The sequence below is a fragment of the [Pantoea] beijingensis genome (genome assembly GCF_022647505.1).
In the GTDB taxonomy this organism is placed as follows: Bacteria; Pseudomonadota; Gammaproteobacteria; order Enterobacterales; family Enterobacteriaceae; genus Erwinia; species Erwinia beijingensis.
This window is the reverse complement of record NZ_CP071409.1, coordinates 2,713,333-2,725,604: the sequence shown is the minus strand read 5'-3', so window position 1 is coordinate 2,725,604 and position 12,272 is coordinate 2,713,333. Positions and strand designations below refer to the sequence as shown.

The following is a 12,272-nucleotide window of genomic DNA, read 5'->3' as shown; positions in this document are numbered from 1 at the left end:
GTAAATATCAATTTTTAAAGCGCTAACGATTAAAAGTGTAGTAAACAACCTCAGGAATGCAAATTTGTGATGCACTTCTAAGGATCAAAGTCAATTTACAGCAGGGCCCTGAAAGGCTAAATTGGTCCGGTTGCGCCCGATGCACATTAAGCAAAGAAATGAATGGAAATGATATGAACTACCAGAATGATGACCTAAGAATCAAAGAGATAAAGGAACTTCTTCCTCCGGTTGCGCTGCTTGAGAAATTCCCCGCCACTGAAAAAGCAGCTCAAACGGTTTCTCGTGCTCGTAAGGCGATTCACAATATTCTTAAAAAAAAGGATGACCGCCTGCTGGTGGTGATCGGCCCGTGTTCGATTCATGATATCGACGCGGCGAAAGAATACGGTGCGCGTTTGATAAAACTGCGGCAAGAGCTTAGTGATTCACTGGAAGTGGTGATGCGGGTGTATTTTGAAAAACCACGCACCACGGTGGGCTGGAAAGGGCTCATTAACGATCCTTATATGGACGAAAGCTTTCAGATTAATGATGGACTGCGTATTGCGCGTAAGCTATTGCTGGATATCAATGATAGCGGCTTGCCTGCGGCTGGCGAGTTCCTGGATATGATTACGCCACAGTACCTGGCTGACCTGATGAGCTGGGGGGCAATTGGTGCGCGTACCACTGAATCTCAGGTGCACCGTGAACTCTCTTCTGGGCTGTCCTGCCCGGTTGGATTCAAAAATGGAACGGATGGCACTATTAAGGTGGCGATTGACGCGATTAATGCTGCCAGCGCGCCACACTGTTTTCTCTCCGTGACCAAATATGGTCATTCGGCCATTGTTGAAACCAAAGGTAACAGTGACTGCCATATCATTTTACGCGGTGGCAGAGAACCGAACTACAGCGCTCATCATGTCACTGCGGTGAAAAATGGTCTGGAAAAGGCTGGACTGGCGCAGCAGGTGATGATTGATTTCAGCCATGCTAACAGCAGCAAGCAGTTTCAAAAGCAGATGCTGGTCGGTGACGATGTGTCCGCACAGATCGCGGGTGGTGAAAAAGCGATTATCGGCGTCATGATTGAAAGCCATTTGGTCGAGGGTAACCAAAGCATGGAGAGCGGTACACCGCTGGTCTATGGTAAAAGCATTACTGATGCTTGCATTGGCTGGGATGACACCGAGAAGTTACTGCGCCAGCTAGCGGACGCAGTCAACACGCGCCGTATGGGATAAGACATTCGGCGGGGTTATCCCTCGAGCTGAACATTATCTACTCTTAAAAGACATTCCCTAAGTTTGATACCCAACTTAGGGACAGCTCCAAAAACTATTTACTTTATAAAAATATGCTCACTGCCGGGAAAACGCCCCTTCTTAGGTCAGGCTCCCGGCAGTGCAGATCTTTAATATCCTATTTCTCCTTACTGCAATTGGCAGATATATTGACAGCATTGTGACATGCATAATGCATGTCTTATCAATATCATTTTTTACTTATACCTTCTATTAACTTCACTCATCTTTTTCATCCTCACTATCAATTTATTTTGACGGGTTATCTTTATTGGCATATTTCTTTTCGGGTATTTTTTGAATATATCATTGATATAGAACAATGTTTTTATGTTTTAAATATAAAAATAAAGTTTATTCATGTTTATTGGGGTAAAGTTTCAATTTTATTTTTTTATTAGTTATATGTATCGTTTAATTTAATTCTTAAAGTTTTTTATGTTTTAGTAAAGGTGGTGGAAGGTTCTTGAGATTTTTCCAATTGCAGGTTTTAGATCTTTAAATTTGATTGGCAATATGATTTTGCTCTATTATCGCGCTCAGGGACGTGTAGTAAGAAACTATTATTGCAGCGATAAACAGAGGGAATTATGAGCGACAGCTTCCAGAAAGAGATACCAAAAGCACGTATTAATTTAAAACTGGACCTGCATACCGGCGGGGCGAGTAAGAAAACAGAACTGCCGCTGAAGCTACTGGTCACCGGCGATTTCAGCAACGGACAGGAAAGCGCGCCGTTAGCTGAGCGCAGTAAAATTAATATTAATAAAAATAACTTTAACAGTGTTCTTTCCGAATATTCCCCAAAAGTGAATCTCACCGTTAAAAATACGCTGGCCGCTGACGGCAGCGAAGAAAATATCAGCCTGGCCTTCCGCGATATCAACGATTTCACCCCGGAACAGGTGGCCCGCCAGATACCCCAGCTTAAAGCCATGCTGGCCATGCGCAATCTCCTCCGCGACCTCAAAGCGAACCTGCTGGATAACCAGGCCTTCCGCAAAGAGCTGGAAAAAATCCTGCTTGAACCCGCGCTCAGCGCGGAACTGCGCAGCGAGCTGTCTGCCCTGGCGCCTAAACAGCCGTAATCACGGTGTTTATTTAACGGATTAATTGAGGAATGCTGATGTCTTTAAAAAATGAAAACGCCACCGCCGCCGAAAGCGTGGTGCTGGAACGCCCGGCAGCGGGCGGCGTGTACGCCTCCCTGTTTGAAAAAATCAACCTGAGCCCGGTCTCCGAGCTGAGCGCGCTGGACGTCTGGCAGGATGCGCAGGCGATGTCCGATGCCACCGCCGATGAGCGTCTGACCGCCGGCATGCAGGTGTTCCTGGAGTGCCTGAGTAAAGCGGGCTCAAAGGTGGAAAAACTCGACAAAACCCTGATTGACCACCATATCGCGGCGCTGGACTACCAGATCAGCCGTCAGCTCGATGAGGTGATGCATCACGAAGGCTTTCAGCAGGTTGAGTCGCTGTGGCGCGGCGTGAAGTCGCTGGTGGATAAAACCGATTTCCGCCAGAACGTCAAAATCGAACTGCTTGACCTGTCGAAAGACGACCTGCGTCAGGATTTTGAAGACGCGCCGGAAATCATCCAGAGCGGGCTGTACCTGCAGACCTACGTGGCAGAGTACGACACCCCGGGCGGCGAGCCGATTGGCGCGCTGGTCTCGGCTTATGAGTTTGATGCGTCCGCGCAGGACGTGGCGCTGCTGCGCAATATCTCGAAAGTCTCCGCGGCGGCGCATATGCCGTTTATCGGCTCGGCGGGCCCGCAGTTCTTCCTGAAAGACAATATGGAAGACGTGGCGGCGATAAAAGATATCGGTAACTACTTTGACCGTGCCGAGTACATCAAGTGGAAATCTTTCCGCGAGACGGATGACAGCCGCTATATCGGCCTGGTGATGCCGCGGGTGCTGGGTCGCCTGCCGTACGGCCCGGACACGGTGCCGGTGCGCAGCTTTAACTATGTGGAAGAGGTGAAAGGCCCGGACCACGATAAATACCTGTGGACCAACGCCTCGTTTGCGTTTGCCTCCAACATGGTGCGCAGCTTTATTAACAACGGCTGGTGCGTGCAAATTCGCGGCCCGCAGGCGGGCGGCGCGGTGCAGGACCTGCCGATCCACCTGTACGATCTGGGCACCGGCAACCAGGTGAAAATCCCGAGCGAGGTGATGATCCCGGAAACCCGCGAATTTGAATTTGCCAATCTGGGCTTCATTCCGCTGAGCTACTACAAGAACCGTGATTATGCGTGTTTCTTCAGCGCGAACTCGACGCAGAAACCGGCGCTGTATGACACGGCGGATGCGACGGCGAACAGCCGGATTAACGCGCGTCTGCCGTACATTTTCCTGCTGTCGCGGATTGCGCACTACCTGAAGCTTATCCAGCGCGAAAATATCGGGACCACCAAAGACCGTCGCCTGCTGGAGCTGGAGCTTAACGCATGGGTGCGCAGCCTGGTCACCGAAATGACCGATCCGGGCGACGAGCTGCAGGCGTCTCACCCACTGCGCGATGCGAAGGTGACGGTAGAAGACATTGAGGACAACCCGGGCTTCTTCCGCGTGAAGCTGTATGCGGTACCGCATTTCCAGGTGGAAGGCATGGACGTCAATCTGTCACTGGTTTCCCAGATGCCGAAGGCGAAATCTTAAGGCAAGGAGTCATCAGGGATGAAGATTTACCGTCCGTTATGGAACGAAGGGGCCTTGCTGGCTCCTCAGCAGTTCCAGCAACAGTCCGATTGGGAGGCCTTCTCCCGGGCCGGATTGTGCCGGCTGGCCAATCCCTTTTCATGGGGTGTTGAGCATGTAGAGCTCAATGATGCACTTCTTGCGTCCGGTCGGTTGCAGATGCAGACCCTGCGCCTGTGGCTGCCGGATGGCACGCTGATTGACACTCAAAACAGCGATTTACCACCTGAGCCACGGGAAGTGCTACTGCCGGTTTCCGAACGGGTGGACAGTATGACCGTGCTGATTGCATTGCCGGTGATGCAACCCGGCATCGTCAATGTCCAGACAGAGAACCTTTCGGCTGAACGCCCGCTGCGCTATCGCGAAGAGTGGGTGACCGTTCAGGACGCTTTCGGCCAGGAAGAAGAGCCGATGGCTGTAGCACGTTTCAACCTCGCCTTTCGTTTTGATCACGAAAGCAACGATGCCTGGCAGACCTGCGCCGTAGCGCGTTTACTGCGTGATGGACAGAGCGGCTGGCGACAGGACCCTGATTTTATCCCGCCGATGGCCCTGTTTTCAGCAAGCAACCTGCTGCGCGAACGTCTGGTATTGCTGAATCGTCAACTACGTTCCCGACGTCAGCGTCTGATGGCCATGCGCCGGGAGAGCAACGACCGGATGGCGGATTTTGCGGTGGCGGATGTTTCGCTATTCTGGTTGCTGAATGCGTTGAATACCCATGCCCGGGTGCTTTCCGAGTTTGAACGCTTCTCTTCCCGCCACCCGGAACAGGTGTGGGCAGAGCTGGCACGACTTGCAGGCAGTATGCTGACGTTTTCGCTGGATCGCGATCTGGATGCAATTCCGGGCTACGATCATCAGGCCCCGGAAAACACTTTCCCGCCGCTGTTTGAGCTGATCAGCGAGCTACTGGAAGCCAGCCTGCCGTCACGTATCGTTGCGGTGAACATGACCCGCCAGGACGAGCAGACCTGGAAGGCCGTGCTGCACGATATTCGTTTGCGCGAAGAGGCGGATTTCTATCTTTCTGTCCGTTCAAATCTCCCCACCTGGCAGGTGGCAGAGAAGTTTGCCGAAATGGCCATGGCGGGTACTCCGGACGACATCGGGCAGATATCCGGCGTGGCGATGGAAGGGATCGGACTAATCCCGTTGAGCCGTGTTCCTGCGGCGCTGCCGGTACGACTGGAAAATCAGTACTTTGTGCTGGATATGGAGAGCAGGGCGGCACACGATATGTTGGAGCAGGGTGTGTGTCTGTTCTATGTACCGTCGCTGCTGGGCGAACTGGAGCTTGAACTGTTTGCGGTGTTGCGCTCATGAGAAAAGACATTGATATCGACAGTCTGATGGCAGACACCTGGCTTACCGTGGCACAGTTGCGGCACGGTGCCAGATCTGCCGATGGTCAGGCACTGTATAAAAATTGCTGTGCGCAAGTGGAAAGTGTCAGAGAAGCGCTGGAGCGGGCTGGTTATGACAGTGAAAGCATCACGCATATTTCTTATGCGCAATGTGCCCTCCTGGATGAAGCTGTCATGAATCGTAAACCCGTCATTCCCGCTCCAGCATCAGAATCTTCAGGCGTGGATCCTGTCCCGCTTCCGGCTGATGCAGTCGTTAAGAAAGCAGACGTGGATGAAGGTATGAAAGCCTGGCGTGTTGCACCGTTACAGGCGCGTTACTTCGGCTCATTGCGTGCAGGCGGTGCTTTGTATGATCGCATTGCAGAGGTGTTACGTCAGCCGTCGCCGGTGCCGGCGGTACTGACCTGCTATCAGCGGGTGCTTGCGCTAGGTTTTCAGGGGCAATTCAGTCTGTCTGGTGTGGGGCAGGAACAGCGTGATGATATCCTGGCAGCACTGAATGAACGCGTCCCGCCGCTGGAGACTGGTGTGTCTCTGGTGGTCCACAAGGCCGGTAAACGTCGTTACAACCTCCTTCGTTCTGTGTGGTTCTGGATAGTCCTGGCGGTGTTGCTGACCGCTGTTGTCTGGGGCGGCGGCCATCTGTGGTTACAGGACCTGCTTCGCCAGCAATTACCGGAGCTGCACTAATGCGAAGCTCCGCACTGTTACGGGCAGCATTACCGGTGCTGATTTGTCTGGCTGCAAGTATCTGGCTGATTTGCGGATTTCTGAATGTTGCCGTACTGCTGAAAGGTGGCCTGACGACGGTGGCCTGTGTCTCGGCGTTGTTGATTTCGCGTCACCGTTACCGGCGTCAGCGCCCCACAAAGTTACAGGAAGAGTGCGAGGTTTATCCACCTTGGGGATTTACCGGACCCGTTTTACTGGTCTGCGGCGATGTCAGTGACAGCCTCTTTGCTGAAGGTGCGTGTCGTACGACGGCGCAGGGGTGTTATTTGCAGGTGGGAACGACTGAAAAGCTGAGTGAGTTTGCTGGCAGGTTGCTGGCTCGTGAACCACGCATGGCCGGGCAACTGGTTGTCATGTATCGCTGCCTGCCAGACCTGCACGAAGATGAGGGGCTGTTGCGTGCATCCCTGAAAGTGCTGCGCCAGCAGGTAAAACAGCTGAATAATCTTTTCGGTTATACACCACCGATGGTGCTGGCCGCTGAATTCTCTGGTCCCGAAACGCCATGGATTGTGGTCAGGGGGAAATCATCGCTGGTTTGTCCGGTTGATGAACCCGCCCTGAGACTGGATGGATGGAGCCGACTGCCGGAGAACGTGACCTGCCTGCCGTATCTGGCTCAGGCAATGAGTCTGCTGCAGCAGATAGCTATGGATGAGCTGTCGAAACCGGACCGGCTGTATCCGCCAGTGGCATCTTTTGCGGTGGTACTGCGCAGTGGGGCAGTCAAATATGGCGCTGAGGCCATGTGGCCGCAGTGGCTGTTTCGCCATTCAGCCTTGCTACCGCCGTTGCATACTAACTCTTATCCCTCGTTGTGGCACTTTGCCGATCCCGTACTGCCGCTGCTGGCACCTTTTGCCACGCCTTTGCAGGGAGGAAAAACCGGGAGTCGCGTGGTTATTGTGTTATTGCTGTGCACGCTTGCTGCCACAGGTTTGTCGGTGATGCATAACCAGTCGCTGATTGAGCGGGTAGGCTCTGATCTGCAACGCTGGCAGGCTATCCCGATGACACACTATGTGCCGAAAGCGCAGGCTCTGCATGCCTTACAACAGGATGCATTGCTGCTGGAGCGCTGGCAGCGTCAGGGAGAGCCACATCGTTATGGGCTGGGGTTATATCAGGGTGAACGCTTGTGGCTCAGTGTGCAGCGGGCTATTGATACATATATGCCACCACCGCCACCGGCAAAACCTCAGCCAGAACCGGTGCCAAAAATTATCCGTCTCGACAGCATGTCGTTGTTCGATTCGGGCAAGTCGGCGCTGAAAGCCGGTTCAACCAGGCTGCTGGTCAACTCGCTGGTGGGCATCAAAGCCAAACCGGGCTGGCTGATTGTGGTCAGCGGGCACACCGACAACACCGGCAGCCCACAGCTGAACCAGACGCTCTCCCTGAAACGCGCCGAAGCGGTGCGCGACTGGATGCGTGACACCGGCGACGTGCCGGAAAGCTGTTTTGCGGTACAGGGCTACGGCGCAGGCCGCCCTGTTGCCACCAACGACACGCCGGAAGGGCGCGCGCTTAACCGACGTGTCGAAATCAGTCTGGTGCCGCAGGCGGATGCCTGTCAGCGGCCGGACAACACCCCGGCGTCATCTGAGGATGATGACGCTTTATAAAGCAAAATACACAAAATCATTCGGGCCGGCTCATGGCGGCAACCGGGTGAGTCTCCGGGCAGCGGCATAACGCGGTGTCCGGGGCGAACAGAGGCGGCCCGCAAGGGGCGGCCTGAAGGATGAAGTGTATAACAAGGAGAGAATCAAATGGCAATTCCAGTCTATCTGTGGCTCAAAGACGACGGCGGCGCGGACATCAAAGGCTCTGTTGACGTGCAGGAGCGCGAAGGCAGCATCGAAGTGGTGGCGCAGGAGCACAACCTGTACATCCCGACCGATAACAACACCGGCAAGCTGACCGGCACCCGCATTCACACCCCGTTCCTGTTCACCAAAGAAATCGATGCCTCCAGCCCGTACCTCTACAAAGCGGTCACGACGGGTCAGACCCTCAAGTCTGCGGAGTTCAAATGGTACCGCATCAACGACGCGGGCCAGGAGGTGGAGTACTTCAACACCAAACTGGAAAACGTGAAAGTGGTGAAAGTGAATCCTGAGATGTACGACGTGAAAGACCCGTCGAAGGAGAAGCACAACCACCTTGAGCGCGTAGAGCTGCGCTACGAGAAAATCACCTGGACCTACAAAGACGGCAACATTATTCATTCCGACAGCTGGAACGAACGCGCTACCGCGTAATTGCTCGTCATAGTTCGCGCTGTAGCGGCGTTGGCTGCGTTCATGCACCCCGGTCACTTACGTCAGTCAGCTCCCGGGGCTGCACTCGCTTGCCGCCTTGCTTCAACGCGAACTATTCAGAGCAATGGCCGACGGGCAGTAATTTTTGCCCGTTTTTTGCTGAACGTCTGCCTGTGCGGGCGCTGAGCAAAGAACACCACAATTTGCCGCCAGACCTGATGCGCTTGGGTTCCTTCCTGAAGGAAAAGCGAGGGGCGGTAGCGTCTCCGGCACTGATAAATAAAGAGAGAATCTCATGGAAAACCCCGCCATCCTGTTACGTCGTCTGAATTCCCGGGGCCGGTGTAATGTCGGCAGTCTGCTGAATCAGCAACTGCTGGCCAATATGGCGGTAAAGCAGAAGCCACGGTCGCAGACCTTAGGCTGGAATGAGGAGGAGGGAATGTTGATGGTGTCCGATACGATAGAAAACGCACCACAGGAGATGAGTGATGAGTGAGAACATAATCAGTCTGGCACGGAAGAAAATCGGAGAAGCCCTGGAGTTGTCTCGCTACCGTGTGGATGTGCATGAGTGCCCGCATTTTCTGGATGTGCTGGATTTTCGTGCCGAAGAAAAGCTCAGCGAGCCTTGGTATTACATCGTGACGGTGACCTGTCTTGCAGATGACATCGCGACGGACACCATGCTGTTGAAATCGGCATCCTTTACGTTTCAGACGCCGCTGTATGATGGTACGCCAGCCGTTCCGGTACGGACCGTATTTGGGGTGGTTCATGCTTTCCAACGCCTGAGCACATCGGCCGATGAAACGCACTATGCCCTGAAAATCGTGCCGCGTATCGCACTATTGCAACACACGAAACGTAGCGAGATTTATCTCAATCAGTCCATCCCGGAGGTGGTAGAACAGATTCTGCGCTTACATGGCCTTGAAGGTGCTGATTTTGAGTTCCGTCTGTCTCAGAGTTATCCGGCACGTGAATTGATCACTCAGTGGCGCGAAACTGACCTTGAGTTTGTACAGCGCTTACTGGCTGAAGTGGGCATCTTCTGGCGCTTTGAAATGGATGGTCGCCTCGAACAGGATGTGGTGATTTTCCAGGACAGCCCGGAGCAGTATCAATTTGGCGTAACGCTACCGCTGATCCCGCCATCGCGCACCAGCGATAACGGGCAACTCAGTGTTTGGGACATTAAAACCGGCCATCAGGTGGTGTCAGAAAGCGTAGCCAACCGCGATTACAACTACCGCGAGGCGCTGACGCCGCAGGACAGTTCGGCATCTGTCAGCACCACGGAGGGTATCACTACGGGTGAGGTGTATCACTACGCAGAGCCTTTCCTGAGCGAAGGGGATACCGAAACGCCTGAAAGTGGCGCGTACTATGCCCGCTTACGCCATGAACGTATTCTTAATGCACAGCAGATGGTTATTGGGAAAACAAGCAGCCCGGTGTTGGCTCCTGGCGAAGTGCTCGAACCGCAAGGTTCGCTTCCTGCCAACCTGAAAGACGGCATTGTCATCACCCGTGTGCAAAGTAGTGGCTCGCGTAAGCAAAGCTTTAAGATGACCTTCACCGGGATCCCTTATAGCGAAGCCGTGTGTTATCGCCCACCGTTGCATCATCGCCCGGTGATTGCCGGTACGTTGCCTGCTCGTGTAGAAAGCACCGAGAAAGGCGACACCTATGCCTGGCTGGACAGCCAGGGCCGCTACCGCACGAAGCTGGATTTTGACCGCAGCGACAGCGATCAGGGTTATGCCTATCTGTGGCTGCGTATGGCGAAACCGTATGCCGGAGACAACTACGGCTTCCATGCGCCACTGCTCGACGGTACCGAAGTCTCGGTGATGTTCGATGCGGGCGATCCTGACCGCCCGTATATCGCCCATGCCCAGCATGATTCTGAACATCCCGATCATGTCACCAGTGATAACCATACGCGTAACGTGTGGCGAACCCCGGCGAATAACAAACTCCGCCTGGAGGATAAGCGCCAGGAAGAGCACATTAAACTCGCGACCGAGTATGGCAAGACCCAGCTCAATATCGGCCACCTGGTCGATGCCCAACGTGAACAACGCGGTACGGGATTTGAACTGCGTACCGATGAATTCGGTGCCTTGCGTGCTGCCCGTGGGGTTTACCTGACAGCGGATGCTCAGGCCAAAGGTCAGGGACAGGTGCTGGAGATGAACCCGGCGGTCAGCCAGATAACCCAGGCCAACAGCGAAATGCAGGCGCTGAACGGCGCCGCTGAACAGGCGAAAGCCCTGAGCTGTGATATTCAGACGCAGAGCAACCTAATCCAGAACCGCCTTAAAAATTTACAGTCCGCCGTGGTGCTGGCTTCTGCTCCGCAGGGTATAGCCCTGACCTCCGGGGAACACCTGCAGCTGACCAGCACGAAAAACACCATGGTAACCGCAGGACAGCATGTTGATATTGGGGCAATGAAGAATGTCACGATGAGTGCAGAGCAATCTCTGGGGCTGTTCGCCCATAAAGCCGGAGCGAAGGTCATCGCCAATCTGGGCAACGTTGAAGTGCGTGCCCAGCACAGCACACTTGAGATGAGTGCCGACCAGCAGTTCACGGTGACCAGCAGTCAGGATGAAATTATCATCAGCACCCCGAAAACCCTGACGCTAAACGGCGGAGGTTCTTATCTCAAGCTGAGCGAAAGCGGGATTGAGCACGGAACTAGCGGGGATTTTATTACTAAGGCGGCGAGCTATGAAGTGCCTGGATCCGGGAATAACCTACCTGTAGAAGCTCCCAACTTTAAGGTGACTGAAATTTCGAAAATGAAAAATATTATTAGCAAATCGCTGAGCGATTAATGTTTTTTTGGGGAGTTGGCTTCAGGGAAAGTACCATTGTTATACTAAAATATGGGTGGTTTCCGAACAAAAAATGCACGCCTGATAACACAAAAGATATTGAAGGTTTTGTGACAAAAGAGAAAAAACATGGGCGGCAGGAAATATGCTTGCATATTGTCAACAACATTCCGTATGAACTTATAGTTCATACGGCAGTATGAAAAAATTTTAAAGAAAATAGGTATGAAAGTTTCGTACCGAACAGAGATGCAAAGTAGAAATAAGGAACTATTCTCCGCACCGGATTTCAATACGGCTGAAATAGCTGAAATAGCAAATATCATCATTAAGCCACTTAGTCGCTGATATAGCCTATGTTAGTTCTTGGCCCTAAAAAAGACGTTCTCCTTGTAATTCCGAGGCCTGACTGTGAAGACTTCAGTGAAAATCATCGAAAAAATAATAACTCATACCAGTATGATGAGTGTGAAAATAAGTTCTTCTGTTCATAATTCGAGGTGAGTATGATTATTAAAATAAGCCATATAAAATGTTTCATTCTGTTCATGTTTTTCATTTTGCTGTCGAAAACTACATTTTCTACAGAAATTTATTCACCTGAGAAAGTTTTGGGTGATTTTTATTACGCCTATCTGAGCGATAATGGTAATGAGTCGGAGTTAATTGATAAATACGTTCTTAATAATGTAATTGAAAGTGTGAACGATGCATCGTTTTGTAACTATGATTCTGCTGAATCGGTAAATTCAGGTGGCGTAAAAGGGAAGTGTTCAGAAAAAAGAGAATGTAAAGCTAGCAAAGGGGATTACATTTGCAATTGGGATGGTGTATGGGTAGAGACAGATGTGAATTACTTTACAAAATCACAAGATGTTTATCCATCATGGAATAAATATATAAATGTCGTTCCTGTTAAAGGGAATAAAACGGATGTTTGTTACTTGGTTTCTTTGGGGAAATACCCAGACCCTGTAATGAAGTTGAAAATTACATTAGTTGCTGTTGAACATGGCTGGAAAATAAGTAAAGTGACGAGGTATTAATAGGATTAAATT

General features: G+C 52.2%; 10 protein-coding genes. All 10 read left to right on the top strand.

Annotated elements, in window-relative coordinates:
- Nucleotides 1–173 precede the first annotated feature (173 nt).
- The 10 genes from aroG (at nt 174) to J1C60_RS12260 (ending at nt 12,260) form a co-directional block, all read left to right on the top strand.
- Nucleotides 174–1,229, top strand: a complete 1,056-nt coding sequence (gene aroG / locus J1C60_RS12305) for a 3-deoxy-7-phosphoheptulonate synthase AroG (RefSeq protein WP_128178934.1) — start codon at nt 174–176, stop codon at nt 1,227–1,229.
- 650 nt (nt 1,230–1,879) lie between these two features.
- Nucleotides 1,880–2,377, top strand: a complete 498-nt coding sequence (tssB, locus tag J1C60_RS12300) for a type VI secretion system contractile sheath small subunit (RefSeq protein WP_128178450.1) — start codon at nt 1,880–1,882, stop codon at nt 2,375–2,377.
- Nucleotides 2,378–2,409: 32 nt separating this feature from the next.
- Complete coding sequence (gene tssC / locus J1C60_RS12295) at nt 2,410–3,957, top strand: type VI secretion system contractile sheath large subunit (RefSeq protein WP_128178449.1); 1,548 nt, start codon at nt 2,410–2,412, stop codon at nt 3,955–3,957.
- Nucleotides 3,958–3,975: 18 nt separating this feature from the next.
- On the top strand, nt 3,976–5,325 hold the full coding sequence (gene tssK, locus J1C60_RS12290) for a type VI secretion system baseplate subunit TssK (protein WP_128178448.1): 1,350 nt from the start codon (nt 3,976–3,978) through the stop codon (nt 5,323–5,325).
- On the top strand, nt 5,322–6,059 hold the full coding sequence (gene tssL / locus J1C60_RS12285) for a type VI secretion system protein TssL, short form (protein ID WP_128178447.1): 738 nt from the start codon (nt 5,322–5,324) through the stop codon (nt 6,057–6,059). The genes tssK and tssL overlap by 4 nt, the downstream gene beginning before the upstream one ends.
- Entirely contained in the window at nt 6,059–7,726 is a 1,668-nt protein-coding gene (locus tag J1C60_RS12280) for an OmpA family protein (protein WP_242080463.1), read from the top strand. The genes tssL and J1C60_RS12280 overlap by 1 nt, the downstream gene beginning before the upstream one ends.
- Nucleotides 7,727–7,873: 147 nt before the next feature.
- Entirely contained in the window at nt 7,874–8,365 is a 492-nt protein-coding gene (locus J1C60_RS12275) for an Hcp family type VI secretion system effector (protein ID WP_128177243.1), read from the top strand.
- Nucleotides 8,366–8,660: 295 nt separating this feature from the next.
- Nucleotides 8,661–8,864, top strand: a complete 204-nt coding sequence (locus J1C60_RS12270) for a hypothetical protein (protein ID WP_128177976.1) — start codon at nt 8,661–8,663, stop codon at nt 8,862–8,864.
- On the top strand, nt 8,857–11,214 hold the full coding sequence (locus tag J1C60_RS12265) for a type VI secretion system Vgr family protein (protein WP_128177974.1): 2,358 nt from the start codon (nt 8,857–8,859) through the stop codon (nt 11,212–11,214). Before J1C60_RS12270 ends, J1C60_RS12265 begins: the two co-directional genes overlap by 8 nt.
- Before the next feature lie 506 nt (nt 11,215–11,720).
- Nucleotides 11,721–12,260: a DUF3828 domain-containing protein gene (locus J1C60_RS12260; RefSeq protein WP_128177972.1), complete on the top strand. Its 540-nt coding sequence runs from the start codon at nt 11,721–11,723 to the stop codon at nt 12,258–12,260.
- Nucleotides 12,261–12,272: the final 12 nt, after the last annotated feature.